The 26,237-nt window shown below is 64.4% G+C and carries 23 protein-coding genes; 14 read left to right on the forward strand and 9 right to left on the reverse strand.

The features are described from left to right. Nucleotides 1-175 precede the first annotated feature (175 nt). Both P0D89_RS11605 and P0D89_RS11610 read right to left on the reverse strand, forming a co-directional pair. On the reverse strand, nt 176-832 hold the full coding sequence (locus P0D89_RS11605; RefSeq protein WP_408376597.1) for a 2-hydroxychromene-2-carboxylate isomerase: 657 nt from the start codon (nt 830-832) through the stop codon (nt 176-178). Nucleotides 833-929: 97 nt separating this feature from the next. Further along, nucleotides 930-2,531 carry a TAXI family TRAP transporter solute-binding subunit gene (locus P0D89_RS11610; protein WP_408376598.1) on the reverse strand — a complete coding sequence of 534 codons (1,602 nt, stop codon included), beginning with the start codon at nt 2,529-2,531 and terminating at the stop codon, nt 930-932. A gap of 634 nt (nt 2,532-3,165) precedes the next feature. Here P0D89_RS11610 and P0D89_RS11615 point away from each other — a divergent pair. Both P0D89_RS11615 and P0D89_RS11620 read left to right on the forward strand, forming a co-directional pair. Continuing rightward, nucleotides 3,166-3,516 carry a BON domain-containing protein gene (locus P0D89_RS11615; RefSeq protein ID WP_408355489.1) on the forward strand — a complete coding sequence of 117 codons (351 nt, stop codon included), beginning with the start codon at nt 3,166-3,168 and terminating at the stop codon, nt 3,514-3,516. A gap of 329 nt (nt 3,517-3,845) precedes the next feature. Further along, nucleotides 3,846-4,094: a hypothetical protein gene (locus tag P0D89_RS11620; RefSeq protein WP_408376599.1), complete on the forward strand. Its 249-nt coding sequence runs from the start codon at nt 3,846-3,848 to the stop codon at nt 4,092-4,094. A gap of 91 nt (nt 4,095-4,185) precedes the next feature. Here the strand turns inward: P0D89_RS11620 and P0D89_RS11625 are convergent, their stop codons facing one another. Together P0D89_RS11625 and P0D89_RS11630 are read right to left on the reverse strand one after the other, a co-directional pair. Further along, nucleotides 4,186-4,974, reverse strand: coding sequence for a sulfite exporter TauE/SafE family protein (locus P0D89_RS11625; RefSeq protein ID WP_408355495.1), 789 nt, complete (start codon nt 4,972-4,974; stop codon nt 4,186-4,188). A 218-nt stretch (nt 4,975-5,192) separates the two neighbouring features. Then, on the reverse strand, nt 5,193-5,834 hold the full coding sequence (locus P0D89_RS11630) for a LysE family translocator (RefSeq protein ID WP_408376600.1): 642 nt from the start codon (nt 5,832-5,834) through the stop codon (nt 5,193-5,195). 332 nt (nt 5,835-6,166) lie between these two features. Here P0D89_RS11630 and P0D89_RS11635 point away from each other — a divergent pair, with 332 nt between their 5' ends. The 5 genes from P0D89_RS11635 to P0D89_RS11655 all read left to right on the forward strand — a co-directional run bounded on the left by P0D89_RS11635 (nt 6,167) and on the right by P0D89_RS11655 (nt 11,488). Next, on the forward strand, nt 6,167-7,060 hold the full coding sequence (locus P0D89_RS11635) for a LysR family transcriptional regulator (RefSeq protein WP_408376601.1): 894 nt from the start codon (nt 6,167-6,169) through the stop codon (nt 7,058-7,060). Continuing rightward, a complete protein-coding gene (locus P0D89_RS11640) occupies nt 7,061-7,192 on the forward strand; it encodes a hypothetical protein (RefSeq protein WP_408376602.1) in 132 nt (43 codons plus the stop codon). 297 nt (nt 7,193-7,489) lie between these two features. Next, nucleotides 7,490-8,485, forward strand: a complete 996-nt coding sequence (locus tag P0D89_RS11645; RefSeq protein WP_408376603.1) for a hydroxymethylglutaryl-CoA lyase — start codon at nt 7,490-7,492, stop codon at nt 8,483-8,485. Next, the gene (locus tag P0D89_RS11650) at nt 8,482-9,732 is read left to right on the forward strand and encodes a CaiB/BaiF CoA transferase family protein (protein WP_408376604.1); all 1,251 of its coding nucleotides are present in this window, start codon (nt 8,482-8,484) and stop codon (nt 9,730-9,732) included. The genes P0D89_RS11645 and P0D89_RS11650 overlap by 4 nt, the downstream gene beginning before the upstream one ends. A 265-nt stretch (nt 9,733-9,997) precedes the next feature. Continuing rightward, nucleotides 9,998-11,488, forward strand: coding sequence for an MFS transporter (locus P0D89_RS11655; protein ID WP_408376605.1), 1,491 nt, complete (start codon nt 9,998-10,000; stop codon nt 11,486-11,488). An 84-nt stretch (nt 11,489-11,572) separates the two neighbouring features. Here P0D89_RS11655 and P0D89_RS11660 read toward each other — a convergent pair whose 3' ends face one another. Both P0D89_RS11660 and P0D89_RS11665 read right to left on the reverse strand, forming a co-directional pair. Further along, nucleotides 11,573-11,713: a hypothetical protein gene (locus P0D89_RS11660; protein ID WP_408376606.1), complete on the reverse strand. Its 141-nt coding sequence runs from the start codon at nt 11,711-11,713 to the stop codon at nt 11,573-11,575. A gap of 170 nt (nt 11,714-11,883) precedes the next feature. After that, nucleotides 11,884-12,030, reverse strand: a complete 147-nt coding sequence (locus P0D89_RS11665) for a hypothetical protein (protein WP_408355519.1) — start codon at nt 12,028-12,030, stop codon at nt 11,884-11,886. Between the two features lie 987 nt (nt 12,031-13,017). On the opposite strand from P0D89_RS11665, the gene P0D89_RS11670 reads away from it, so the two are divergent. The 5 genes from P0D89_RS11670 to P0D89_RS11690 all read left to right on the forward strand — a co-directional run bounded on the left by P0D89_RS11670 (nt 13,018) and on the right by P0D89_RS11690 (nt 20,670). Next, entirely contained in the window at nt 13,018-14,046 is a 1,029-nt protein-coding gene (locus tag P0D89_RS11670) for a helix-turn-helix domain-containing protein (protein WP_408376616.1), read from the forward strand. A gap of 93 nt (nt 14,047-14,139) precedes the next feature. After that, complete coding sequence (locus P0D89_RS11675) at nt 14,140-15,720, forward strand: sugar phosphate nucleotidyltransferase (RefSeq protein ID WP_408376607.1); 1,581 nt, start codon at nt 14,140-14,142, stop codon at nt 15,718-15,720. Between the two features lie 54 nt (nt 15,721-15,774). Further along, entirely contained in the window at nt 15,775-17,160 is a 1,386-nt protein-coding gene (locus P0D89_RS11680; RefSeq protein ID WP_408355525.1) for an undecaprenyl-phosphate glucose phosphotransferase, read from the forward strand. A 72-nt stretch (nt 17,161-17,232) separates the two neighbouring features. Further along, nucleotides 17,233-18,372 (forward strand): polysaccharide biosynthesis/export family protein, encoded by a 1,140-nt coding sequence (locus P0D89_RS11685; RefSeq protein ID WP_408355528.1) that lies wholly within the window; start codon nt 17,233-17,235, stop codon nt 18,370-18,372. 51 nt (nt 18,373-18,423) lie between these two features. Further along, nucleotides 18,424-20,670: a polysaccharide biosynthesis tyrosine autokinase gene (locus P0D89_RS11690; protein WP_408376608.1), complete on the forward strand. Its 2,247-nt coding sequence runs from the start codon at nt 18,424-18,426 to the stop codon at nt 20,668-20,670. Between the two features lie 126 nt (nt 20,671-20,796). Here P0D89_RS11690 and P0D89_RS11695 read toward each other — a convergent pair whose 3' ends face one another. Both P0D89_RS11695 and P0D89_RS11700 read right to left on the reverse strand, forming a co-directional pair. Next, entirely contained in the window at nt 20,797-22,278 is a 1,482-nt protein-coding gene (locus tag P0D89_RS11695) for a hypothetical protein (protein WP_408376609.1), read from the reverse strand. 80 nt (nt 22,279-22,358) lie between these two features. Continuing rightward, nucleotides 22,359-22,946: a hypothetical protein gene (locus tag P0D89_RS11700; RefSeq protein WP_408355538.1), complete on the reverse strand. Its 588-nt coding sequence runs from the start codon at nt 22,944-22,946 to the stop codon at nt 22,359-22,361. Between the two features lie 279 nt (nt 22,947-23,225). On the opposite strand from P0D89_RS11700, the gene P0D89_RS11705 reads away from it, so the two are divergent. Together P0D89_RS11705 and P0D89_RS11710 are read left to right on the forward strand one after the other, a co-directional pair. Beyond that, nucleotides 23,226-23,621: a hypothetical protein gene (locus tag P0D89_RS11705; RefSeq protein ID WP_408376610.1), complete on the forward strand. Its 396-nt coding sequence runs from the start codon at nt 23,226-23,228 to the stop codon at nt 23,619-23,621. A gap of 149 nt (nt 23,622-23,770) precedes the next feature. Further along, on the forward strand, nt 23,771-24,772 hold the full coding sequence (locus P0D89_RS11710; RefSeq protein ID WP_408376611.1) for a hypothetical protein: 1,002 nt from the start codon (nt 23,771-23,773) through the stop codon (nt 24,770-24,772). Nucleotides 24,773-25,210: 438 nt separating this feature from the next. On the opposite strand, the gene P0D89_RS11715 is transcribed toward P0D89_RS11710, so the two are convergent. Next, nucleotides 25,211-25,600, reverse strand: a complete 390-nt coding sequence (locus P0D89_RS11715) for a hypothetical protein (RefSeq protein WP_201124193.1) — start codon at nt 25,598-25,600, stop codon at nt 25,211-25,213. Nucleotides 25,601-26,237: the final 637 nt, after the last annotated feature.

Genomic DNA, 26,237 nt, shown 5'->3' on the forward strand with positions numbered 1-26,237 from the left:
TGGGCCCAAAAGGTTATAACCTTAGGCCCGTTTGCGGTGTAGCGGCATAGCGGGGGCGGTATGGCCGGCATCAGCGGCGCGCTTTCGACGCGATTTTGCTGGAGCTGATCCCAGAGCCAAACCGCAACGCCGCTTGTCTGCCTCGCGCGAAGCTCTCGCGTCACGCATGCCTTCGCTATTCCAGCGCCGGCTTCTCTGCGACTCCCGAAGGCAGCGAGCTGATCCGCTTCACTTCCCCCGATTCGAGCCAGTTCGGCGTGCGCGCGCAGTAGAGCACCATTGGCAGCGCGTCCTCGCCCCAGAACAGCTGATCGTTCAGACGAAACGTCGGTACGCCGTACACGCCCAGGCCGATCGCATCCGTCGTATTGCGCTGCAATTGGGCCATAACCGCTGCGCTCTTGATCAGTTCCGGGCCGTCCGGCATGCCGACGCGATCACACAGCTCGGCGAAGGCGGCATCGCTCGACGGGTCGCGGCCTTCACGCCAGATGAAGCGGAAAATTTCGCGCACGAAGTTGATGTCGCCGTTCGCGGCGGTGGCGAGCAGCAGCGGCTTCATCGAATCGAACGGATGCGCCGGCGGCATCTTGTATGGAATGCCGAGTTGCTCCGCGCGAAACAGCGCGTGCCGGTACATGAAGGTGCGCTTTGCGGGCACGCTATAGGCCGGCCGCTGTCCCCAATGGTCGTACAGGTCGTTCAGCACGACCGGCGCGAACACGAAGTCGAAGCCGGGCCATTTGTCGTGCTGCTCGAGCAACAGATAGGTGAACGGCGAGACAAAGTCGTAAAACCACAGCGGTTGCGTGGCGTTGATGCCAACGGTCATAAATGTCTCCCGGATTGCCTGTTTCTGACGGTGCGTCTGCTAGAACGTCAAAATTGTAACGATCTTACGCGGTGCGGCTACGGCTTGCACCGGTCAATTAGGATTTGACGTCCGTGGCGCTGGCGTCAGCGGTGCTGCCGGGCCCGATGCCTGACTCCGTTGCTTCATGCGAGGTGGACGGCGCGGGCCTGGCGCCGGCCTCGTCGGGTTCGTTCCGCTCGTTCGGCTCGCGATCCGGCTCGTGGTCCGAGCGCTTGTGCGGCTCGCGACCCGGCTCGTCGCCCGGGCGGCCGGCCGCTTTCTCATCAGCTTCGTCCGCTTCGTCATCCTCTGCTTGATCCGTGTCGCCGCGCTGCGCGTCGCGGCTTTGCGTGAGCCGCCGGCGCACGAAGCCGATATGCTCGCGCAGCACATAGAACTGATCCGCATACGCGAGCGGCATCTTCAGTCCGTTGACGGACTCCTCGATCGCGTCGAGCCGTTCGATCAGCGACGCGCGCTCGGTCGCCGAGTGCTCGCTGAGCGCGCTGCGCTCGATCGCGATCAGCGAGCCGTACCAGCGATAAATGCGCGACTTCACCCGCCATGCATACAGCCCCGGCACGATGCGCAAAGCCGGTACCAGTAGCACGACCAGCGGTACCACGATCACCAGCAGCCGGTCCGCGAGACTCGCGATCCAGAACGGCAGCGTCCGGTACAGGAAGCTCTTGCCCGACTTGTAGTAGCGCGCGGCGTCGTCGCTGATGGGGAAATCGTGCGAGAGCGGCGCGGGGAATTCGCCGGCGCGCTGCATGATGGTCGCGCGGCCGTGCACCTCGCGCGCGGCTTCGATCAGCAGATCCGACAGCGCGGGATGCAGCGAATCGCGCGCCACCAGCTCGGCGGTCGGCGCGACCATGTTGATCGACGTCGCCGGCAGATTCTTGCCGAGGTCGAACGCGCCCATCGGCATCTTCAACTGGGTCAGGTACGGGAAACGGCGCGTGTACGCATCGGCCTGCGAGAAATCGTAGAAACGCACGTTCGGCGTGCGATACAGCTTGCCCATCACCGCCGGCTGCGCCGAATCGCCGGCGAGAAAGGCCGCGTCGACCTTGCCGGCAATGAGCGCGTCGGCGGCATCGTCGCCCGATAGCGGCAGCAGTTTGGTCGCGCCGCCCGGCACGATGCCGTTGGCCTTGAGCAGCGCGAGCGCGAGTTCGCGCGTGCCGCTGCCCTCGGCGCCGACTGCCAGCCGCTGGCCCTTGAACTCGGAGAGCCACATCACGGGCGGGCCGTGATAGAAGACCGCGAGCGGCACATACGCGACGCTGCCGAGCGACATCAGGCCGTTGCTCGCCGCGTTGGGCGCGACGCCGTCCTGCACGAAGCCGACGTCGACCTTGGTGTTCGGGTCCGAGAGCCGCTTGAGATTCTGCAGCGAACCTTCCGAGGCCAACACGTTCAGCGTGATGCGGTTGCGCGCCAGAATCGCCTTGTACTTCTGCGCGGCGTTCCAGAAGGTGCTGCCTTCGGGGCCTGCGGTGATCGTCAGCGTGCTGGGCGGCGCGGGCTGGATCAGCCGCACGGCGGCCCAGATGGCGACGATGGCGAGCAGCGCCAGCGGCCCGAACGAGACCGCGAGATCGCGCCAGGAGATCGCGACAAAACGGGCGACGAGACGGGGAGGGCTTTTGCGGCCGGTGGCTGGCTTCATCGGATGACGTGACGGCGACGGTCGTAAATGTGGGCAGGGCGGCGCTCTGCGGCGCACGAACCGGGGCGAAACACGCGAAACGCGCGTCGCGCCGATGGTACCTGAGATTCGCATGACGGCGGAACGCATGGCGGCGCTGGCCGCCGACAAACCCGTAACAAAACGTGAATGCCGCGTGAATGCCGCGTGACGCTACGTGAGCGCCGCGTGAACACAGTATGAACGTGACGCGCATGCGGCGCGGACTGAGCGCGCATGCCGTGCGAATACCACATGGCCGCCGCCTTGGCGCGCGTGCCACGCTGATGACTAAACCCTTTGCGCTTCCGGCGCGGCTAGATTAAATTGAGCATCGCCGCCGCGAACTAACGTTTGCGCGGCGTGACCCGGCACGACAGACCAGAACCGGGCACGCCGGCAAATTTGCGGCCCGCCAGTTCCCGTGCCGCATTGCATGGTCCGCCATCGCATGCGGCAACGGCAGCAGGCCTCTCTCGCCTCTCGCATGTCGTGTCGCAGCCATAGTCGGCCGGCGCGCAGTCGCATCTTGCCGCGTCTCGCGCATGGCCGCCGGTAGTCGTAACGAAACCGCTTGTACACGCGGTCCAATGTGAAACCAAGGAGAAGAGAAGCTATGAAATCGGTCGGTTTTCTGAAAACGCTGGGTTCGGTTGTGGCAATGGTGATGGCGTGCAACGTCTACGCTCAGGCAAGCAACGCGCCGAGCAGCTCGACTGAAGCGGCGGCCTCAAGCGTCAAGGCCGGCAAGCGCGCGAATCACGAACTCGGCCGTAAGGTGCGCGGCGCGCTCACGAAGACGCAAGGTCTCGACGTGTCGAATATCTCCGTGCGCGCTCGCGGCGGCGCGGTGACCTTGACGGGCACGGTGCCTGACGAGGGCCAGATCGAGGCCGCCGGCGCAGCCGCGAAGGGCGTCGCGGGTGTGACGTCGGTGTCGAACAAGCTGACCGTTATGCAACAGTAATCGGTCTGCAATGAGCGCGCGGCACGAATCGGACGGTGCCCGGCGAGCTTGACCGGCGCCTGCGGCGCAACGCCGGAGCAAGCGGTTTCGACACCGCTAGTGCGGTCATGATGCAGATGTGCACAAGGGCTTCGGCGTGACGTGACGTGACGCCGAAGCCTTTTTTTGCGCCCATTTTTTGTCGCGATGTTTTTTCTGAACCAGCGATGAGGTATGCCGCCGTTGCTTACCGCGCGGCAGTGTTGCGACGGTGCTTGCTCCGTGCGCTCCGACACAGAGTTGACGTGTCGCGACGTGTACTGTGAAGCATGGCAATCGGAGTCAATGCTATGGGAACCACGCAGTTTCGCTATATCGATCTGCCGATCGGCGACCGGGCGGCTTTCGAACTGGTGTGTGCGCGGCACGGTTTCGCGCCGGTGCATTTCGACATCAGCGCCAGCGCGACGCCGGGCGAGCCCGCGCACGAGCGCCTCGTCACCGTGCGTCGCGGCGGCTGGACGCAGTCCTATAAGGACCGCCACGGTCAGTGGATCAGGCAGTTCGAGGCCGATCTAACCTGCCGGTTTTTCAAATAGCGAGGTAGCCGCGGCCAGGGCAGCGCGGCGTGTGGCCGGCGTTCGAGTCGACGCGTGAGTCGACGTTCAAGCCGAAGCTCATGCCGAAGCCTCAGGCCAGCACGAGGCGCACGCCGACCAGAGTCAGCGTGGCGGCGAGCAGGTTGCGCAGCAGCGCATCCGGTGCGCGCGAAGACAGATAACTGCCGATCGCGATGCCCGGCAGCGAGCCCACCAGCAGCGACGCCAGCATCGACCAGTCGACCGAGCCGAGCAGCCAGTGGCCCGCGCCCGCCAGCAGCGTGAGCGGCACCGCATGAGCGATGTCCGAGCCGACGATGCGCGTGGTCGGCAGCAACGGATACAAGAGCAGCAACACGGTCACGCCGATCGCGCCTGCGCCCACCGAAGTCAGCGACACCAGCACGCCGAGTATTGCGCCGGTCAGCATGGTCAGCGCCAGCGTGCGCCCTTGCTTCGGCGTGCGCTGGCCGCGCGCGCCGAGCGCGGCGAGTTGCGGACGGAACACTAGCGCCACCGCCGTCACCAGCAGCGCCGCGCCGAGCACGATCTGGATCAGCCGGCTCGCACCCGGCGTATCCATTCCGTAGCGATGCAGCAGGAGCAGCGTGATCGTCGCGGCCGGCACGCTGCCGGCCGCTAGGCGCAGTGTGATCTGCCAGTCGACGGAGCCTTTCAGACCGTGCACGAGCGTGCCGGTCGCCTTCGTGGCGGCCGCGTACAGCAGGTCGGTGCCGACCGCGGTAGCCGGATGCACGTTGAACAGCAGAACCAGGATCGGCGTCATCAGCGAGCCGCCGCCGACGCCCGTCAGTCCGACCAGAAAGCCGACGAACAGGCCGGAGACGGAGTACAGCAGATCGATGTGGGGAAGAGCCATTGAGCAGACCGCTGACGGTCGGGTGGGTGAAAAGGTTGGGCGGCAAGGCCGGTGCGTGCGTGCTGCCGTCGGCCGGCGCCGCGCGCCGCGCGGGTCTCCGCAGGCGCGCCACGGGCCGCCGCGGCGCGGCAAAAGGCGCTATTGTCGCAAAACTGCCGCTTTTGCGTACAGAACAGGGTTGGCGCAAAGTCCGTGCCGCAGCCGGTTGCGCGCCGCGCTCACAGCGCGCGCCGAATCTCGACGACGCCGAATGCCGCCAGTGTGAAGCCGACCATCCGGTCGATGGCGACCCGAAGCTTGCTGCCGATCGCATGGCGTGCGAGCGACACCACGGTCACGAGAAAACACCACCACGCGATCGAGCCGGCGAACACGCCGCCCACCGTGGTCAGCGCGATCGCCGATGAAAACGCGCCGCGCGGCGCGAGCGTGGTGAACAGCGCGGCGAACATGATGACGGTCTGCGGGTTGGTGAGCGTGAGCAGCAACGAACTGGCGTATGCGCGCAGCGCGCCGGCGCGGCCCACTTGCGCGAGCTTGCCGTCGCCGTTGCCGTTCGAAGTGTCGGCGGCAGGCTTCTGAAGCAGCGTGCGCAAGCCGAGATAAAGCAGAAACAGCCCGGCTAGCAGATGCAACGGCCGGTCATACGCGAGCATGAACTGCGAGATGCCGACGAGGCCGAGCGCCGCGATCAGGCCGTAGACCGCGTCGCCGGTCGCGATGCCGAAGCCGATCGCGAGTCCCGCGCGCGGACCGCCGGTCAATGTGCGGCGGATGCACAGCATGCCCATCGGGCCGACCGGCGCGGCAATCGCGAGGCCGACTCCCGCGGCGGTGAAGAAGAGACTGGCGGTGGACATGGGGAAGCCTTTGAACGGTTGTTGCGGTTTGTGGCGCTGGAAGCCGTTGGTGCACCCAATGCAGCTTCGCTGCGCTTCGCACGGCGTCCAGGCCATCCGTGCGATCGGGCCGTCGACGAGTCCGTCAGCATAGCCAGACCGGAAAGCGCGGGCAAGGCGCGTAGCTCCGGACCCAGTCTCTTCGACGACGCAAGCCCCAAACTCGCCGCCGGGAATGTCCGCCCAGCCGCAGCAACCCGCCCGCCGCCGCCGTGGATACCCTGGGATCGGCGCCGCGCACATCTTCGTCGGGCATAATTTTGCCACTTCAAATTTCGGGGGCGCGCCCGCTCATGTGGCAGATCGATCAGGTGACGCTGCGCTTGTTCATCGCCGTCTGCGAGGAAGGCACGATCGCGCGCGCGGCCGAACGCGAGTTCATCGCGCCGTCGGCGGTCAGCAAGCGCCTGGCCGATCTCGAGGCGCTGGTCGATGTCGCGCTGCTCTCGCGCAGCCAGCGCGGCGTGCGCGCGACCGCCGCCGGCGAGGCGCTGCTGCGCCACGCGCGGCTCATCATGCGCGGCCACGAACGGCTGCAGGCAGAACTCAGCGAATACGCGGCCGGCGCGCGCGGCCATGTGCGGGTGCTGGCGAACGTGTCGTCGATGGTGGAGTTTCTGCCCGAGGCGTTGTCGATCTTTCTGAAGGCCAACCCGCGGATTCGCGTGGATGTCGAGGAACGCGTGAGCACGGAAATCGTCCGCGGGCTGGAAGAGGGCGTCGCCGATCTCGGCATCTGCCGCGATGTGGTGCCGATGGGCAGTCTCGACACCGTCCCGTATCGCGCAGATCACCTCGCGCTGATCGTGCCGCGCGATCATCCGCTCGCGAGTGAGGCCGAAGTCGGCTTCGAGCAGACGCTCGCGTTCGATCATCTCGGACTCGCGTCGAATGCGTCGGTGAACGCGCTGATGCAGCGCATCGCGGTCGAGAAGGGCGGCGAACTGAACTATCGAACCTACGTGTCGACCTTCGACGCCGCTTATCGGTTCATCCAGGCCGGGCTCGCGGTCGCGATCCTGCCGCACGAGGCGCTGCCCCGTCATGCTGCCGACGAATACGGGATCGTCGCCGTGCCGTTGCGCGAGGCGTGGGCCGAGCGGCGCTTCGTGATCTGCATGCGTGATCGGAATGCGCTGACGCTGGCGGCGTCGCATTTGCTGGAGCACTTGCTGGGTGCGGTTTGAGTGTGGATTGCTGATCTGCACGTTGAGCGTGTGGTGTTGCTGCCGAGCGTGTGTACGATGGCCGTTCACGCTCTGCTGCTCAACGAGCGCGCGCTGGCGGTGCATGCTCCGCTGCTGATCGTGCATGCGTAACCGCCATTCACGCGCCGCGTGCCGGACATCGACCCCTCACCGCCGTTCACGCGCTTACCCCCAGCATGGCCACCTCGATCCCCGCCGCGCGTCTTCTGAAAACCCCTTAAGGGTTTCCCCTCTACGCCCGCAAACGCCCGCCCGGCCTACCCGGGCCGCCATCGCGAGCGGCGATGGACTGCGTCGTCAACGCAGACTTCCCCACCCGCCCGTGCGCGGGCACGCTGTCATCCAGTTGCTTCATTCCCCGCATCCCAGCGGACTCGACACCCGAACCCAAGACCTGGATTCAAAACCATGAGCGACACCCAAGAGCGCGTCGTCGTGACCGAAGTCGGCATGCGCGATGGTCTGCAAAGCATCGCTCGCACGATGCCCACCGAGTTCAAACGGCGCTGGATCGACGCCGCCTATGCCGCCGGCGTGCGGCATATGGAAGTCGCGTCGTTCGTACCCGCGAAGCTGTTGCCGCAAATGGCCGACGCCGACGACGTGATCGCCCACGCGCTCACCTACGACGATCTGATCGTCACGGCGCTCGTGCCGAATCTGAAAGGCGCACAACGTGCGCTCGAAACCGGCGTGCACCGGATCGTCGCGCCGATTTCGGTGAGCACCGCGCATAGCCTCGCCAACGTGCGCAAGACGCCCGCTGAAATGATCGACGCGTTCGCCGCGATGCGCGAGTCGATCGACGGCGCGGCGCAGACTGGCGCGCGACGCGTCGAACTGATCGCCGGTTTGTCGACGGTGTTCGGCTGCACGTTGCAAGGCGCGGTGCCTTACGCGGATATCGCCGCGATCGCGCGCGCCGCCGTGCAAGCGGGCGCCGACGTGATCGCGCTCGGCGACACCACCGGCGAAGCGACGCCGCGCCAGGTCGGCGAGATCATCGAACTGGTGCGCGACGTCGCGGGCGAGCGGCTGCGTTCGCTGCATTTTCACGACACGCGCGGCCTCGGCCTCGCCAACACACTGGTCGCGCTGCAGCGCGGGATTCGCGAATTCGACGCGTCGCTGGCCGGGCTCGGCGGCTGCCCGCATGCGCCGGGTGCGACCGGCAACGTCAACACCGAAGACCTCGTGTTCATGCTCCATAGCATGGGCTACGAGACCGGCATCGACCTCGCGGGACTGCTGGCGTCGCGCGCGGTGCTGGCTGAAGCATTGCCTGGCGAACCGCTGTACGGCTATCTGGCGCGCGCCGGTTTGCCGAAGCAGTTCGTCGCCGCGCGTCAGGGTTTCGAATCTTCCGAACTTTTCCCATCTTCCGAATCGCAGGTACTGCAATGAATCCGCTTTCCTCAGCTTCAGATTCCACGTCAGCTTCCGCTTCGTCCGCGCCGCAGCCGGGCGCATTGCCGCTCGAAGGCATTCGCGTGATCGAGCTGTCGCATATGGTGATGGGTCCGACGTGCGGCATGATTCTCGGCGATCTCGGCGCCGAAGTGATCAAGGTCGAGCCGCCGCGAGGCGACGGTACGCGCCGTTTGCTCGGCACCGGCGCGGGCTTCTTTCGCACCTTCAATCGCAACAAGAAGAGCGTCGCGCTCGACCTCGACAGCGAAGCGGGACTGGCCGCGCTGCACAAACTGGTCGATACCGCCGACGTGTTCGTCGAAAACTTCAAGCCGGGGCGCATGGCGAGCCTCGGGCTCGATTACGCGACGCTGCGCGAGCGCAATCCGAAGCTGATCTACGTGTCGCACAAGGGCTTTCTGAACGGCCCCTATGAACACCGTCTCGCGCTCGATGAAGTCGTGCAGATGATGGCGGGCCTCGCGTACATGACCGGCCCGGTTGGCCGGCCGCTGCGCGCGGGCAGCTCGGTCAACGACATCATGGGCGGCATGTTCGGCGCGATCGGCGTGCTCGCCGCGCTGCACGAACGGCATGCGAGCGGACGCGGCAAGGAAGTGCAGAGCGCGCTGTTCGAGAACTGCGTGCTGCTGTCCGCGCAGCACATGCAGCAGTTCGCGGCGACCGGCGTGGCCGCCGCGCCGATGCCCGAGCGCATCAGCGCATGGGCCGTGTACGACGTGTTCACGCTCGCCAACGACGAGCAGATGTTCATCGCCGCCACCGGCGACGGGCAATGGCGCGCGCTGTGCGCGATTCTCGGCCGTGCCGACCTGCTCGCCGACCTGCGCCTCGTGACCAATAACGACCGCGTGCTGGCGCGCGGGTGGCTGCTCAAAACGCTCGGCGAAAGCTTGAGCCGTTTCGAAGGCGTAACGCTCGTGCCGCTGTTCGAGCGCGACCACATTCCGTTCGCATCGATCACGAAGCCCGAAGAGCTGTTCGACGATCCGCACCTGAACGAAAGCGGCGGCCTGGCGCGTTTGACGCTCGACGACGGCAGCGAAACCGCGATGCCGTTGCTGCCTATTTCGATGGACGGCGCACGCCTGCAGCCGCGCCAGCCGATCGCGAAGATCGGCGAGCACACTGCCGACGTGCTGCGCGGTCTTGGCTACGACGATGCGCAGATCGCGGCGCTTACCAGCGCGGCGCCTCAGCAGCCGCGCGAAGCGGCCTGACGCGGGCCACCCGGACGGGCATCGCGGCGCGTGACGTCTTGTGCGATGCATGCGAACGCGGTCCCACAAGGTCATCCGGCGGCAGACCGGAACTCGGCAACTATTTTTCATGGGATCGGAGTTAGCGCTTTAGCGCTAACTCCGATCGACATACCGGTGCATGGGACCGGAGTAAGCGCTGAAGCGCTAACTCCGATCGACATACGGTGCATGGGACCGGAGTAAGTGCTGAAGCGCTAACTCCGATCGACAAAGGAGACAGGCGATGAAATCGTCGAATCATACGGTGTATGCAACAGCGATCGGCGATGCCGGCGCGCTGGGCGGTTTGCCTGCGGGCGCGGGCGCGGGCGCGTCGGCGGGCGGCCGTTCCGAGCAGATCGCACTGGACGGCGCGCGCATTTCCGCGCGGCTCGACCGCTTGCCGGCCACCCGTTCGATCTGGAAGCTGGTGATGCTGCTGAGCCTCGGCCTCTTCTTCGAACTCTACGACCTGATGTTCTCCGGCTATATCGCGCCGGGACTCGTGCGCAGCGGCATTCTCACCGCGACCACGCATGGTCTGTTCGGCACCAGCGGCGTGGCGAGCTTCATCGCCGCGCTGTTCGCGGGGCTGTTCATCGGCACGGCGGCTTGCGGCTTTCTCGCCGACCGCTTCGGGCGGCGCGCGATTTTCACCTGGTCGCTGCTGTGGTACACGGCCGCCAACATCATCATGGCGTTTCAGGACACCGCGCTCGGGCTCAACCTCTGGCGTTTCATCGCGGGGATCGGCATCGGCGTGGAGATCGTCACGATCGGCACGTACATCTCCGAACTCGTGCCCAAGCATGTGCGCGGGCGCGCGTCGGCGTGCTCGCAGGCGATCGGGTTCTGCGCGGTGCCGATCGTCGCGTTTCTGTCGTACCTGCTGGTGCCGCATCGTTACTTCGGCCTCGACGGCTGGCGCCTCGTCGTGCTCACCGGCGTGGTCGGCGCGATCGTGGTGTGGTGGATCCGTCTGCGCTTGCCGGAAAGCCCGCGCTGGCTTGCGCAGAAAGGCCGCATCGACGAAGCCGATGCGGTGATGACGCGTCTCGAAGCGCGCGTCGAACGCGAATACGGACGGCCGCTGCCGGAGCCCGCATTGCCCGAGCCGGTGCGGGCGCGAGCGGCGTTTCGCGATCTGCTGGTGCCGCCGTATCGCAAGCGCACGCTGATGCTGATCATTTTCCACGTGTTCCAGACAATGGGTTACTACGGCTTCGCGAACTGGATTCCGACCTTGCTGATCAAGCAGGGCATCACGGTCACGACGAGTCTGATGTACGCGAGCATCATCGCGATCGCCGCGCCGCTCGGGCCGCTGCTGGGCCTGCTGATCGCCGACCGCTTCGAGCGCAAGACGGTGATCATCTGCATGGCGGGGGTGAACGTGGTGTGCGGGCTGGCGTTCAGCCAGGCGCGCGAAACGGTGCTGCTGGTGAGCCTTGGCGTGTGCCTCGTGCTGGCGGGCAACATCATTTCATATAGCTACCACGCGTATCAGGCGGAGCTGTTTCCGACCAGCATCCGGGCGCGGGCAGTGGGATTCGTCTATTCATGGAGCCGCATTTCGGCGATGTTCTCGGCGTTCGTGATCGCCGGGTGCTTGAGCCGCTTTGGTGTGAACGGGGTGTTCGTGTTTATTTCCGGCGCGATGGCGGTGGTGATGGTCGCGATCGGAACGCTTGGACCTAAAACGCGCGATGTTGCGCTGGAGGATATTTCCAAATAGCCAGGCGGCTGTCGGCGGTCGTTGGAGGATGATGAGCGAAGCGGCCCGTCTCATCGAGACGGGCCGCTTCTTTTAGTGCTGCTTTCAGTGTTTTTTTTGTGTCGCCGAGGCACTCGGTGCTATGCGGATCGGCGGCGCGCCCGAAGGCGCCGTGGCGGGTTGTGGTTTCTTCTCCTGTTTCGGCTTTTTGACTTCACGGTTACTGCGCATCTGACCTTTTGCCATGATGGACTCCCAGTTGGCGTTTCGCTCCACGCGGAAGCAGTCAGGAGTGTGCGCTGATTTTGCCGTCGATGCCGGGGTTTCTGAATTCGCTTTCTGGCTGGGCGCGGCAGCCGGATGGCGCGCATCCGCGCCGCTTCGCTTGCTTGGCGCGTAAGCCAATGGCAATGCCGCTAGTAGCTCCGATTCTCGTCGCTGCGCGCGAGCCGGTCCGATACATCGGCCAGCAGAAGCGCGAGGCCGACCGCGCTCATCGTCGCGAAGAGGAAAGCGCCGATCATCGCAGCCAGTATTAGCATTGCCCACGCAAGGCCGGTCATAGGGGATTCCCGCAAGTTGTCTGGCATCCTAACCCGGCACCGCCGGCGCTTTGTGTGCGCCAACGGACGCCGATGCTGTCGCATTGCGCCGAACTATCATCAGATCATGCCGCTCGCGCGCCACGTGGCTCCTGGGTGTGGTCGCCGCAACCTTCTCTCCTCGGCATTGCGGGAGACCACTGGAAGGTAAACGACTTCTTCTTCTGCATTATTCCTGGCGAGGGGCCTAAGCAACGCGTCGCAGAACGGCTAGGCCGCCAGGCTGAAAACGCCCTGATCGGCGCTGCATGGCGGTTCCTTACGAAAGTCGTATAGCGCATTTCCGCAATTCACTGGCGGAATTGAACTGTTTCTCAATCAGCTGAATAAATTCTGGTCCGTGAATTACGTCGATCGCAAACGTTGTCTCATACCCGTGTTTCACGATTGCAACATAAATCGCCGGCGTTATTTTCTGAAAGCCAATAAAGCCGATTAAATAATTTTTTTGCCTTATAACGTGCTTATATTGGACGCTGCATTTGTTCACTACCCCGCATATCTCCATCGTCAGGAGGAGGCGGGGCGATGCGGCACCCGGGAAAGCCTGGTGCGATAAAGACGATTGTCCTATGGCGATCCTCTATTTGCGCAAAAAATAACTTCAAATACGGGAAACGACGGAGGAATCGAATTGTGAGTTCGTCGTTTTCGAGTGGCCTCGCAGTGTGCGGTGGCGTACTTAAACATCCTTTTATGTGCACTAAGATTCGCGAAATGCCTATTCATTCGTAGGTCGAAGCGCGGCTTAATCCGATGAAAAAATAGGGTCGGTGAGTGCGGAATTTCACCTGATGATCCATATAGGCAATGCGCCAACATGTCCGCACTTTCGGTCATGGCGGCTAAATGCTGGATTAGCCGTCACTATGATGTGCTGTAGAGAGTGGGGCAATTCGTGGCCATAAAAGGTGAAAGGTGGATACGTTTTCCGGCGAGAGGATGACTATGACGTGCGCGAGTCTCGAGTCTGCAATGCTGCGCTGGGTGCACGTTCCGAACAAGGGTACGCGTCGCATCGCGCTACTGATGTTCAACGACTGCTCGCTGCAGGGCGCAGGCGTGGTGGCAGAGGTCTTCCAGGCAGCGAACGAACTGGCTTCGTCGGGCTCGGGCGGTTGGGCGTACGAGGTTTCTTTTCTCTCCGGCGACGGCGGCATGGTGACCTCGTCGGCGGGGCTGCGGGTTTGGACCGAAGGACTCGACTCGCGGCATGAAGGCTTCGATGCGGTGTACGTCGCGGGCGGCAAGGGCGCATGCGCCGCCGCCCACGACGAGCGGCTGATTGTATGGCTGCGCCGTGTGCGCGGCGACACCGGCATGATCCGGCCGATCGCCGAGGGACGCGCGCTGCTCGAGGCGGCTTTTGTGCCCAACAGCAAGGCGCCCAACAGTAAGTTGCCCGACAGCAAGGTGCCCGGCAGTAATGCAAGCGCCGATTGGCGCCGGGCGATGGCACAAGGCGCGCGGCAGGCCGAGCCAGGCGCCGATGCCGGCGACCGTCTCGAGTCGATGCGAAGCGCGCTGGCGATGATCAAGCGCGATCTGGGCGGGGCTGCTGCGCGCTCGGTGGCCGAACGCCTGCTTGCCGATTCGTGCACGAACCTCGCGCCGCTGCTCGGCGAGGACGGTGGGCTGAGTCCCGGCGACAAGGTGCGCGCGGCGGCCCGCTGGCTGCAGGAGAACTGTCAGCAGGCGATTTCGATTGCGGACGCGGCGCAGGTCGCCGCGATGAGCGAGCGCAACTTTCTGCGCCGCTTCAAGATGGAAATGGGCATTACGCCGTCGAGCTTTCTGCTGCACGAACGCCTCGCGGCGACATGCAGCCTGTTGACCGAATCGGAGTTGCCGGTCGACAAGATTGCCCGGCGCACCGGCATGGGCAACGGCGACAGGCTGGCGAAAGTGTTTCGCAAGCGGATGAGAATTTCTCCGACCGAATTCAGGATTCAAAGCCGCCGTATGGCAGGCGAATAGCGCGTGACGGGGGGGCGCCCTGATGGCTGCGCAGGAAATGCGGCATCGGGGCAGGTTTTTCCTGGACTTTTGGGAATTATAAGGATTCCAAATATGTTGACTCAGGGAACTGGGAGCGCCACGTCGGCAGGACCGGGCGACGCGGCTGCAGCAAGCGCTGGCGCGCATTGCAAGCACCTCGTCCCGGTAATTCTCGCAGGCGGCTCGGGCACGCGGCTGTGGCCGGTGTCGCGCGAAGACTTTCCGAAGCAACTGATCGACGTGGTCGGCTCCGACTCGCTCTTGCAGGCTGCCGCGCGGCGCATGGACGGTTTTCCGGCCGGCTGGAGCGTGGACCCCGCGCCGATCATCGTGTGCGGCGAAGAACATCGCTTCGTGATTGCTGAGCAGCTTCACGAAAACGGCGTGGAGGCTCGTCTGGTGGTGGAGCCGGCGCGCCGCGACACGGCCCCGGCTTTGACGCTGGCGGCATTGCTCGCCTGCGCGCAGGGTGACGACGCGATCCTGATCGTGATGCCGGCCGATCATTCGATCGCCGACGTGTCGGCCTTGCAGGGCGCGCTGGAGTGCGCCGCGCGCTACGCGGAGCGCGGCGCGGTCGCGACGCTGGGCGTGCCGCCCACGCGTGCCGACACGGGCTTCGGCTATATCCGCCTCGGTGCCGAGCTGGGCGACGGCGGCCATGCAATCGACGGCTTCGTCGAGAAGCCCACGCAAGAAGTCGCCGCGCAGTACGTCGCGGCGGGCACGTACTGGTGGAACAGCGGCATCTTCATCGTCCGCGCGAGCGTGTGGCTGGAGACGCTCAGGCGCCTGCAACCCGACATGCACGCGGCGTGCGAGCGCGCGTTTGCCGGCGGCCTCACCGAGGGCGCGGTGTTCCGTCCGCAGCTGGATGCGTTTCTCGGCGTGCAGCCGAATTCGATCGACTACGCGGTGATGGAGCGCCTGACCGAAGCCGCCGAGCCGGACGCGCTCAACGGCCCGCACGGTGCGAACGGCACGCATGAAGCCGACCCGGCGGCGGAGCCCGCGGGCGTCGTCGTCAGACTGGACGCGGGCTGGTCCGATCTCGGTTCGTGGGACGCCGTGTGGGCCGCGATGGACAAGGATGCGAACGGCAACGCGGGGCGCGGCCGGGTCGCGTTCGAAGGCGCGGTGTCCAGTTACGCGCATTCGGAAGGACGGCTGATCGCATGCGTGGGCACGGCCAATGTGGTGGTGGTCGAAACCGCCGACGCCGTGCTGGTGGTCGACCGCTCGCACGTGCAGGACGTGAAGGGGTTGGTCGCGCGTATCAAGGCTGAGCACGCGCCCGAGGCCGACGCGCATCGCAAGGTGCACCGCCCCTGGGGCTTTTACGATTCCATCGACCGCGGCGAACGATTCCAGGTCAAGCGCATCGTGGTGACACCGGGCGCGCAGCTGTCGCTGCAACTGCATCACCACCGCGCCGAACACTGGGTGGTGGTGCGTGGAACGGCACTCGTCACGCGCGGCGACGAGCAGTTCCTGCTGAGCGAAAACGAATCGACCTATATCCCGCTCGGCACGCGCCACCGGTTGGAAAACCCGGGCAAGGTGCCGCTCGAAATCATTGAAATCCAGTCAGGCGCCTATCTGGGCGAAGACGACATTGTGAGGTTCAACGACAACTACGGCCGCTGTTCGTAAGCAGCACGCCGCGATTCATTCTCGTACAGGAACGGCAAGGACGAGGTAAACAAAATGCGCAGGTTTCAGGATTTGCTCGCGCGAATTTTCGATGTCGCGTTGGTGTTGGCGGGTGCTGCGGTGGCGTCGCAGATCCGCTTCGAATATCTCGCTCAATCTGGCTTCTATTGGGCGCTGGTGATGTTTTCCGCCGCGTTTGCGCTCGCCATCTTTCCGGCGTTCGGCGTGTACGAATCGTGGCGTGGCCGCTCCAAGCTGGCGCTTGCCGGCCAGGTCTCGCTCGCGTGGCTGATCGTGCAGGCCTGCGCGCTCGTGCTGATGTATTCACTGCATCGCAGCGACGCGGTGTCGCGGCTGTGGTTCTCGTACTGGACCGCGGTCACGGGCGGCCTGATGATCGCGTACCGGCTGATCACGCATGCGGTACTGGCGCGTGCTCGCGGCGCCGGCATGAACCTGCACCAGGTTGCGATCGTCGGCAGCGGCTCGCAATGCGACGCCATCATTCGCCGCATCGAAGCCGCGCCAACCGCCGGCTTTCGCGCGACCGCCGTGTACAACACGCTGCCGGATGCGTCGGCCGTGACGAACCCGCGCGTGCCGGTGTTCGATAGCGTCGACGCGCTCGCCGGCTACATCCGCACGAACGACGTGCACGAGCTCTGGCTGATGCTCGCGCTGAGCGAGGAGCCTCTGATCTGCTCGCTGATCAGCGAGTTCCGCGACGATCTGGTGAACATCCGCTTCGTGCCGGATGTACGCAGCCATGCGCTGTTCGAAGGCAGCGGCGTGGTCGATCTGCTCGGCGTGCCGGCGATCAATCTGGTCGCCTCGCCGCTGTCCGCCAGCTCGATGCTGAAGAAGGAAATCTTCGACCGCCTGTTCGCGGCCTCCGCGCTGATCGCTCTCGCGCCGCTACTGCTGGGCATCGCGATCGCGGTGAAGCTGTCGTCGCGCGGACCGGTGCTGTTCAAACAGAAGCGCAAGGGCGCCGACGGCCGCGTGTTCACGATCTACAAGTTCCGCTCGATGCGCCTGCATACCGAGGCCAAAGGCACGCTCAGCCAGGCCACGCGCCACGATAAGCGCGTGACGAGAGTGGGCGCGTTCCTGCGCCGCACGAGCCTCGACGAGCTGCCGCAATTTTTCAACGTGTTGCGTGGCGACATGTCGGTCGTCGGACCGCGTCCCCACGCACTCGAGCACGACGACCTCTATCAGAAAGTGGTCGCGGGCTACATCAATCGCTATCGAATCAAGCCGGGCATTACAGGTTGGGCGCAGATCAACGGCTTTCGGGGCGAGACCGACCGCATCGAGAAAATGGAGCACCGCGTCGAGCATGACCTGTACTACCTGGGTCATTGGTCGTTCGCACTCGACATGCGGATCATCGGCGCGACGATAGTGGCCGGACTGGTGCATCGAAACGCTTATTAAGAAGTAGTTAACAAACACGCTGGGGGTTGCCTGTTCCCGGGAACAGGTGCTCCGGCGCATGGAGGAAACATCATGAGCTCACTTGGACTACGCACGGGAAGTCTCCTGGTTTTCGCTACGGCAACGCTGCTTTCCGGGTGCGGCATCGTGCCCGGTCAACGGATGGTCACGCCGGCCACGATCCAGGACACGGGAGGCGACTTCAGCACGGAACCGCAGCAGCAGCAGACGATACAGATTACCGATATCAATCTGGCGCTGCTGCGCAAGATGAATGCGGATCAAACGTCGGGGACGCTGCCGCCGGAGACGCTCGCGCTGTTCGGCAAGCCGCCGGTGTACAAGGTCGGCCCCGGCGACGTGCTGCAGATCGTCGTATGGGATCACCCGGAACTTGCCGCCGCGCTCGGACAGCCGACGCAGAGCTCGCGCGCTGCGGATGCGATTCCTGGCTTCATGGTCGACGAAAACGGCGACGTGCAGTTCCCGTACGCGGGCAATCTGCATGTGGCCGGCAAGGGCTCCGCGGCGATCCAGAAGGAGTTGTATAACCGTCTGAGCAAGGTGTACCAGAAGCCCGAAGTGACGGTGCGGGTGGCGTCGTTCCGCAATTCGCAGATCTATGTGGACGGCGAACTGCGCACGCCTGGCGCGCAGTCGCTGAACGACATTCCGATGTCGCTGACGACGGCGATCAACCAGGCCGGCGGCTTTACCACGACTGCGGACCGCAGCCGCGTCGTTCTGATCCGTAACGGCGTGATCTATCCGATCAACATCGACGATCTGATCAAGCGCGGCCACAACCCGTCGCAGATCTATCTGCAACCGGGCGACCTGGTGCGGGTGGCCGCGCGTGAAGACAGCGGCGTGTATGTGATGGGCGAGGTCAACAAGCCGGCGACCGTGCTGCCGCTGCGCAACGGTTCGCTGACGCTGTCGCAGGCGCTCTCGGATAGCGGCAGCTTCGACTCGAACACGGCCGCGGCGCGGCAGTTGTTCGTGATCCGCAATTCGACGAGCGCTTCGCCGGAGATCTATCACCTCGATGCGACCTCGCCGGTTTCGATGGTGCTGGCCAATCAGTTCGAGCTTCAGCCGAAAGACGTCGTGTACGTCGGCCAGGGCGGACTGGTCCGCTTCAACCGTGTGCTGAACCTGCTGCTGCCGGCGATCAATGCGGCTGTGACGGGCGTGGTGCTGACGAAATAACCAGCCGTGCAACGTGAAACCTGAACCGTCGGGCTTTGCTGGGTGAAGAACATGGCAATCAACTACCAAAACCGTTACACCGACGTGTCCATGGCAGATGGGCGTCATCTGTCGGACTATCTCCGCACGATCGTGCGCGGTTGGCGCACCATTCTGGTGGTGACGCTGATCGCGCTCGCGCTGGGCTGCGCGTACGCGTTTCTGACGCCGCCCATGTATCGCGCGGACGTGCTGTTCCACGTCGAGGACAGAACGGCGAATGCCAACGTCAATGCGAACGGCAGGGAAACCTCGCCGCCGCTTGGCGGCATGTTCGACACCAGGCCTTCCCCCGCGGCCGCCGAGATCGAGTTGCTGAAATCGAGGCTCGTCACGGAGGACACGGTCAGGAAGCTGCATCTCGACATCACCGCGAAGCCGCGCTACTTCCCGGTGGTCGGCAGACTGATCGCGGGGCTGGTGAATGGCCAGTGGGGTTTCCGGTTGCCGTCGTCCCTCAACCTGTCGGGCTTCGCGTGGGGCAACGAGAGCATTGCGGTGTCGCGCTTCGATACGTCGAAGGAGTTGTACGACGCGCCCTTCACGCTGATTGCCGGCGCCGAGGGTGCCTATGTGCTGCGCGACCGCAACGGGAGCGCGATTCTGTCGGGCCGGGTCGGCGAAACCGTCCAGACCGATACCGCCGACGGTCCGATTGCGCTGCACGTCGACAAGCTGGTCGGCGCGCCGGGCTCGCACTTCGAACTGTCGCGCGCGTCGACATTGACCACGGTCAACCGCTTGCAGAAAGCGCTGGTGGTGGAGGAGACCGCGTTGCAGTCGGGCGTGATTCGCGTGAGTCTTGAAGGCAGCGACAGCGCGTTGACGGCGGCGATCGTCAACAACGTGGCGCACGAGTTCGTGCGCCAGGACGTGGACAGCCGCTCGAACGAGACCGGGCACCTGCTCGCGTTCATCGAGCAGCAGTTGCCGGACGCGCGCAAGGCGCTCGACGACGCCGAGCAGCGCTACAACAAGTTCCGCAATGCGCACGGCACCGTAGACATCGGCGAAGAAAGCCGCCTGCTGCTGCAGCAGATCGTCGACAACAAGACCAAGCTGCTCAATTTGCAGCAGCAACGCGCGGAGATGTCGCAGCGCTTCACGCCGAGCCACCCGATGGTGGCCGCGATCGACGCACAGATCGCCGAATTGCAGAGCATGCAAACCACCATGAACCGCAGCGTCTCGGTAATGCCGGATACCGAGCAGACGGCATTGCGTCTGTTGCGCGACGTGCACGTCAACACGGACATCTACACGAACCTGCTGAACAGCGCTCAGCAGCTGCGCATGACGAAGGTGGCCCAGCAGGTGGGTGGCGTGCGCGTGGTGGACTTCGCCGAAGCGCCCGACGACCCCGTGCGCCCGAAGCGCGCGCTGGCGATCGTGAGCGCGCTCGGCGGCGGCCTCGCGCTCGGCATCATGCTGACCTTCTTCAAGCGCGCGGTGTACCGCGGCGTGGAGCGTCCCGACGAACTCGAAACGATGCTCGGCGTGCCCGTGTTCGGGGTCGTGCCGCGCAGCCAGACCCAGTTGCGGCTGCAGGAGAACGTCGCGCTGCGCAAGCGCGGCCAGCACGTACTCGCGCACCAGGCACCGCAGGACATGGCCGTGGAAGGCGTGCGCAATCTGCGCACCTCGCTGCAGCTCTCGCTCAATCACGCCGAGAACAACGTCGTGATGATCACGGGCTCGCGGCCCGATAGCGGCAAGTCGTTCCTGTCGGTGAATCTGTCGGCGCTGGTGGCGTCGGCGGACAAGCGGGTGTTGATCATCGATGGCGACATGCGGCGCGGCGACGTGCATTCGCACTTCGGCATCGCGCATCAGCCGGGGCTGTCCGACGTGTTGTGCGGCGGCGATCTGCGCTCGATGATCCAGCACGACGTGCTGCCCGGTCTCGACGTGCTGCCCAAGGGCTCGCTGCCCACGCACCCGGCCGAGCTGCTGATGAGCAAGCGCTTCGAAACGATGCTCGACGAACTGAAGCCGTACTACGACGTCGTGATCGTCGATACGCCGCCGGTGCTCGCGGTCACGGACGCGACGCTGATCGGCAAATATGCGGGCACGACGCTGCTGGTGGTGCGCCACGGCCGCCATCCGCTCAACGAGATCATCGAGACCGCGAAACGGATGCGCAACGCAGGCGTGGCAATGCGCGGCGTGCTGCTCACCGACGTGCCGCAGGAAGGTGCGTTCCTCGGCTCGGGGTATCAGGGCGGGTATTACGGTTACGACAGCGTGGCGGGTTGAGGGCGGGTGCGAGCGGGCGGCTGCGTGGCCGTCCGCTCGCTCGCGATTTCAAGTTTGCGCTTTCATGCTTGCGTTTTCCCTGTTCGCAAGCTCATGCGCGGGTCGCCGATGTCTGTCGGCGCCGCATCAATGATGCGAGATCAGGTTGCGCGGATCGGGCCGCAGGGTGGGCTCGGTCTCGGCGGCGGCCGGCGGAACCTGCATTGCGGTTTCTTCCATCGCGAGCGTTACGAGACGTCGCGCTTCCTTGCTGCCCGCATCGATCTCCAACGCGGTGCCCGCGTTGCGCGAGACGCACGGCCAATGCCCGACATAGCCGCAGCCTCGCGCGAGACTCAGCAGCGCGTCGCGCTCCTCTTCGCGAGTGCGGACCGTGGAGCGCATGCGCTGCGCGTCGCGGTTGTCCGGCTGCGCGGCGATGGCCGCGGCCAGACGCACCTTCGTCGCCGATAGATCGTTTTCATGCAGCTTGGCGCGCGCCGCTTTCAGCTGCCTCGACGCTTGCGCGCGGAGCTTGTCAGCCGGGCTGAGGGGTTGACTGGTGGTGGCGTGCGTGGCGTCGGGCGTGGATAGCGCGACTCGGTGCTGAGTTGGCTGCGATGGGGTTGGTGTTGTGGTTGCGGATCTGGTTGCCGATGCGGCCGGTGCTGTGGACGGCGATGCGGCTGCGAATGTGATCGGTGAGGCGGTCAGCGCAGTGCGGCGTGGTGTCGGTTGCGACGTGGCTGCTGAGGTTGCTGATGCGGCCGGTGATGCGGCCGGTGATGTGGCCAGCGATGTAGCCGCTGATATGATCGTGATCGGTGAGGCGGCCATCGCGACGCGGCGCTGTGTCGGCTGCGACGTGGCTGCTGCGGTTGTGGTTGCCGATGCCGCCGGTGACGTGGTCAGCGATGTAGCTGCTGATGTGACCGGCGCGGTGGCCATCGCGACGCGGCGTTGCGTCGGCTGGGACGCGTCTGCTGTTGCGGTTGCCGATGCGACCGGTGATGTGACCGGCGAGGCGGCGAGCTCAATGCGGCGCTGCGCTGACTGTGATGTGGCCGGTGAGGCATCCGTTGTCCTGGCCGGCGCCGTAATCGGCGCGGGCCGCTGCGCGACCACGACGCTCGACGGCCGCTGCGCGACAGCCGCAGCACGCTTCTTCTGACCCGCTGCGCCAACGGCCGCGTTGCCGTTGTGCGCCTGCTGCACCTGCCCGGAGATCGCGACAGGTATGCCAAAGCGTTCATCGTTGCCATGAATGAAGCCGAGATACACGGCGGATGTCACGGCCAGCGCAGACGCGCCCAGCACGATGGGTCCGCGTAGCCGCTGATAGACGCTCCCGACCATCACGGTTTCGTCGATCGGATCGTAGCGGCCGGCCCACGCGCGCGACGACGGGTTCCAGATCCTGCGCGTCGGCAATCCGGCGGCAAGCACCGGCGGCGCGGCCTCGAGCACAACCGGCGAGCCAGCCGCCGACGCCGACGCGTCGTGCGCGTCGAACCTTTCGACCGCGTGCGAGCGGCACGCGGGACAAGGTGAAAAGAGACTGGCGAGCGGCGCACCGCAGTGGCCGCATCGGCGGGGATCCTGCTGATCGGAAGTCGGGTCGCTAGGCATGGCCGGGTCGCTAACGGGCGTCGAATGCCGACGCCGCGGTCAAAAGAACAAGACACCGCAACGAGATTTGCAAGCCGAAGTTACTGGGCGACGACGTAACCCCGCGCCTGCATACATTCGGCATAGGCGGCCCAGTAGCGGGCCATCGGCGGCTCGGGTTCCGGCAGCGGCGGCAGCTTCACGCCGGACGCCGCGTTCGCTTGCGACGAACTCGCCGCCGTGCCCGACGCGCCGAGGTCGGCATTCGTCGACGATGCCCCCGTGGCAGCCATCGTTTCGGAGCCGGCATTGGGCGGGCTCGCCGATTTCACCGACGAAGCCCCCGGCGCCGTTGCGGCGGTCGCCACCGGTGCGCTTGCGCCAGGCTCGGTCGCGGCGGCGGGCATGCTGGCGCTCACCGGCGCGGGCGAGAAGGTGCTGGACGGTAACGGCGGACGCGACGGCGCGCCGGTCGACGACGCCTTGGTGGGCGGCGCTTTGCGCGGCGGAACCTGCGGTTCGCGTTTGATGTCGACCTTGGTCTTGTTCGCCGCCGCGTAGCACATCGCGGTGTCGATGCTGCGCTCATAAGCGCTTTGACTGCGGATCGGATAGGTGAGCGGCTGCCATGCGAAGGCAGTGCTGCTGCACACCAATAGCGTCAGTACGGTATATGTTTTAAATTCCATCGCAGTCGCTCCCGCAGCGATGTTTCGCCTTTTTCATTGGCCATGTGCGCTTCGCGGCGTGTTCTGTTGGCTGTCGGATCTGCCGCTGAACGGCGGCTCACTGCCGCGAAGGCTGCTTGTTCGAGCGTAACACCGTGTATCGTCCAGACAGTTGGCCAGATAGCGCGCGAAAACGCCATCCTACTGTCTATTAAAGACACTTTCGCGCGAAACGGCGGACAACGGCGAGAAGGTCTAGGGAAAGTCCTGGGTACGGCAGCGGATAGTCAGGAGCTGGTGATGAGAAACATGCAGCACTGCGATCGCGTACTCGTCGCGGCAGCCTTTGCGCTGTTGCTGTCGACGTCGCTGCCCGCGTCGAGTGTGGCCGCCGAGGTTGCGGCGGATGCCAAGGTCGAAACGGCGGGCGAGCGCGCTCACTTTGCGCAGGCGTTCTGCGGGGTGTCGGCCGAGCGCGTCGACGGGTACAAGCAGCAGCTTAAAAAGACGCTGCACGACCCCGCCGGCTTCGACCGGTACTGGCAGGTGGGATGGCGCCGTGCGGAAAGCGGCATCAGCCAGATGAGCGCGCTGCGCGAGCACGATCCCGCGGAATTCGCGTCGCGGATCAAAGGGAATTGCGGGCGGCTCAAGTGGCAGGCCGAAAACGCAGTGCGGCCGCCGGCGCGTAAGTGAGGCGGGGGAAGCGTCCACTGGTGTTTTTCGTGCGCGGGGCCGGATGCGCGTGCGAGCGAAAACATATCAGACTGTAAGTGTTTGTTTTTGTTTGTCTTTCTTTGCGCCGGCAGCGAATCCCGTTGGCGTGCGCGGTTCCTTCCGGGCGCATGAAAGCGCCGCTCAGCCCCAATGGCGACACGATTGCTGTTGAGATTCACGCAACTCTGAACTCACGGCGCCGTTGCAACGGGGCTTGCGACTGGTGTGTTTCAGGTAAGTCTGAAACTGTGGTTCACGTAACTCTGAACTATCCGGTTTCTGGTTCACTCACCTTTGACCTTTCAGATAATGGCCGGGTTTTTCCAACGTCAGAAATAGCAGCCGATTGGCTCTTCTCGACCGAGGGTGTGCCAAAACGCAGGCTCACACCTCTCGTTCAAAAAGTCGGCTTTCGAAAAGGGCCTACAACGGCTTGGTGGCGTGTCGGGAAGGGTAAAGTGACCCCTCAAAACCTGCAACTTTTGTGTTTTGACACATCCTCGACCCTCTCCGGCCGTTGGAGCCAGCGTGACGTGAACGGCGGCTTCCGAGGTCCAGCGGTCATTCGTGCACGCGTGCTGCCCGTCAAGTCATCGGACAATATAGCCGTCGTTCGGATAGCCGCGAATTTTATCGCTCGCGAGTGGCGACTTACGCGACGACCATATGATTTGCGCAATTTCGACCCCTCTCCGACACTCGAGAATCGAAAACTGGATGCCGTAGGCGAGCCTGTCAGCGAGGGCTCACAGGTGTCGGCACTGTCGTTGGCCCAACGCAGTCTGATCGATGACGCGCGCCAAAGCGCGCGACGGAGCCCATTGGCCCCCCTGTGCAAGGAATCGGGACGTTGCGTCGACGACTGTCGGGTTGTTGTCATCATCGAATACGGCAAAGACAGGCGCGACGGCCAACTCCACGAGGGCAAATTGCTGCTTTTCGAATCTGCTCGGGTCGATGCGGCCTTCAGCATCGAAAGTGAGAATGGAAAACGCGTTCCGAACGACGCGCACCGGGTTTCTGTCCACAAGCTCGACCGCGACGCTGGCCATTCGTACTCGTTGCTCCGCAAAAACGGGCAGACAGTGGCTTGCCGGATCCCGCAGCATCCGGTCGAACCTGGTGCTTGACAGCCGCCAGAGGATATCGTCACGAGCGATCAGAAACGTTCGGCAAGAAAAACCCATGGTTCTGCCCCTTGCATTAACGGTGATGCTCACCACGCCCGGCAAGATCCCACAACATGCCTTCCCGGCGGGAGATTCGCCCCTGTACCTTACACCGCGCGCATGACCAGGCTTCGTGTCGTCTCGGTCGATGTCCGGCTCCGCTGGGCCTTTCCTGTACGTGAAGCACGTCGCAGTCATCGCGCTCGTGCAGTCGAAGTCAGTCGCGTAGGCGGCGGTTGCGTGAAACCACGCCACGGGCCTGGCCGCGCCCCGCTGAGGACCACACGCGCCCTTCTCATCCAGAAAGTGTCCTGCGTTAACGAATGCATAACTACGGTCGGAATGAAGCGGGCAAGGAACGCCTCAGCGCGAGGATGGAAGCGCTTGCCTCTTGACGTCTCACTGAATGATCTCGCCGCTCCATCGATCCCGGTTAGCCCAGAACGAACACTGCGTACATTTTTCGCCTTCGGGGTAGTCAATGCCTTCCTCATGCGGACAGCCGATGATGCGATCGACGGCCACCACTGATTTGGCACCATGCTGATCGATGAATCGAACGATTGCTTCGGTGACTTCCGGATCGATTCTCGCATCGGTTGCTTTGCAGAACCAGCGCTCAACAGGGTCGGCGTCAGCACCTTCGTGCGCGACGATGCCAACAGAGACCTTCGTCGCTCTCGTGTCATCTGGCCCGTAGAAGGCAACCGTTGCCACCGGATAGCCGCAGAAGCCTTTGTTCCGTTTTTTCGCAAACTTGTCCCGGTACCACTGAACCTTGAATGTCATGTCCATCTCCCTCGCACGCCATGCCGGGTGACGGAAGCGGCGTCACCGAAGTACACAAGCGTACCAGGTTTCTACGCCAAGACCGTCCGCCCGACAAGCCGGTTCGGGAAGTAAGGGCCGCGCGGGCCGACCAAGAGGCGTTCGCAGCATAGACGCGAGCGACCGCAATGGAGTGACTAACACCGGTCGGTGATCGGCGGTAGTCCGCCGAAGGGAGGTTCAAAGGAGCCGCGTCGAACGTCCGTAGGTCGGTCCAACGAGACACTCTGCCATTTAGTCGTTTGTAACAAACGCGCCAGCTGATTTTCGCCGCGCGGGCGGGAGCCGCCATCGGCATCCCATCTCGTATGATTCAGGTCTTGGTACCATTTCATCGTGAGTCCTGTTTCTCTTGGCGGAATTCGGAAATTCACGGTGACCGCCGTGAAGGTTGAAGGTTGGTCAGCCGGGAACGAACTTCCGTGAGTTGATACGTTGCAATCAGGTTGTCCTACAGTAGATGAAAAGACAGTTCACACGACATGCGCAACGCAGCGGCCAGGCATACCCCGGACGCCTGGTCCACCCCACAATTCGAGCGGACCAGGCGCAAACGGAGCTTCGCCCAGTTCGCACTGTGCTGGTGGGCCTGCTGGCG

Source organism: Paraburkholderia sp. RL18-085-BIA-A, assembly GCF_046027075.1.
Classification (GTDB): Bacteria; Pseudomonadota; Gammaproteobacteria; order Burkholderiales; family Burkholderiaceae; genus Paraburkholderia.

Bases quoted from the DNA above. Each gene is read 5' to 3' on its own strand.
- P0D89_RS11605 (WP_408376597.1), bottom strand. From the start codon at position 832: ATGACCGTTGGCATCAACGCCACGCAACCGCTGTGGTTTTACGACTTT.
- P0D89_RS11610 (WP_408376598.1), bottom strand. From the start codon at position 2,531: ATGAAGCCAGCCACCGGCCGCAAAAGCCCTCCCCGTCTCGTCGCCCGT.
- P0D89_RS11615 (WP_408355489.1), top strand. From the start codon at position 3,166: ATGAAATCGGTCGGTTTTCTGAAAACGCTGGGTTCGGTTGTGGCAATG.
- P0D89_RS11620 (WP_408376599.1), top strand. From the start codon at position 3,846: ATGGGAACCACGCAGTTTCGCTATATCGATCTGCCGATCGGCGACCGG.
- P0D89_RS11625 (WP_408355495.1), bottom strand. From the start codon at position 4,974: ATGGCTCTTCCCCACATCGATCTGCTGTACTCCGTCTCCGGCCTGTTC.
- P0D89_RS11630 (WP_408376600.1), bottom strand. From the start codon at position 5,834: ATGTCCACCGCCAGTCTCTTCTTCACCGCCGCGGGAGTCGGCCTCGCG.
- P0D89_RS11635 (WP_408376601.1), top strand. From the start codon at position 6,167: ATGTGGCAGATCGATCAGGTGACGCTGCGCTTGTTCATCGCCGTCTGC.
- P0D89_RS11645 (WP_408376603.1), top strand. From the start codon at position 7,490: ATGAGCGACACCCAAGAGCGCGTCGTCGTGACCGAAGTCGGCATGCGC.
- P0D89_RS11650 (WP_408376604.1), top strand. From the start codon at position 8,482: ATGAATCCGCTTTCCTCAGCTTCAGATTCCACGTCAGCTTCCGCTTCG.
- P0D89_RS11655 (WP_408376605.1), top strand. From the start codon at position 9,998: ATGAAATCGTCGAATCATACGGTGTATGCAACAGCGATCGGCGATGCC.
- P0D89_RS11660 (WP_408376606.1), bottom strand. From the start codon at position 11,713: ATGGCAAAAGGTCAGATGCGCAGTAACCGTGAAGTCAAAAAGCCGAAA.
- P0D89_RS11665 (WP_408355519.1), bottom strand. From the start codon at position 12,030: ATGACCGGCCTTGCGTGGGCAATGCTAATACTGGCTGCGATGATCGGC.
- P0D89_RS11670 (WP_408376616.1), top strand. From the start codon at position 13,018: ATGACGTGCGCGAGTCTCGAGTCTGCAATGCTGCGCTGGGTGCACGTT.
- P0D89_RS11675 (WP_408376607.1), top strand. From the start codon at position 14,140: ATGTTGACTCAGGGAACTGGGAGCGCCACGTCGGCAGGACCGGGCGAC.
- P0D89_RS11680 (WP_408355525.1), top strand. From the start codon at position 15,775: ATGCGCAGGTTTCAGGATTTGCTCGCGCGAATTTTCGATGTCGCGTTG.
- P0D89_RS11685 (WP_408355528.1), top strand. From the start codon at position 17,233: ATGAGCTCACTTGGACTACGCACGGGAAGTCTCCTGGTTTTCGCTACG.
- P0D89_RS11690 (WP_408376608.1), top strand. From the start codon at position 18,424: ATGGCAATCAACTACCAAAACCGTTACACCGACGTGTCCATGGCAGAT.
- P0D89_RS11695 (WP_408376609.1), bottom strand. From the start codon at position 22,278: ATGCCTAGCGACCCGACTTCCGATCAGCAGGATCCCCGCCGATGCGGC.
- P0D89_RS11700 (WP_408355538.1), bottom strand. From the start codon at position 22,946: ATGGAATTTAAAACATATACCGTACTGACGCTATTGGTGTGCAGCAGC.
- P0D89_RS11705 (WP_408376610.1), top strand. From the start codon at position 23,226: ATGAGAAACATGCAGCACTGCGATCGCGTACTCGTCGCGGCAGCCTTT.
- P0D89_RS11710 (WP_408376611.1), top strand. From the start codon at position 23,771: ATGAAAGCGCCGCTCAGCCCCAATGGCGACACGATTGCTGTTGAGATT.
- P0D89_RS11715 (WP_201124193.1), bottom strand. From the start codon at position 25,600: ATGACATTCAAGGTTCAGTGGTACCGGGACAAGTTTGCGAAAAAACGG.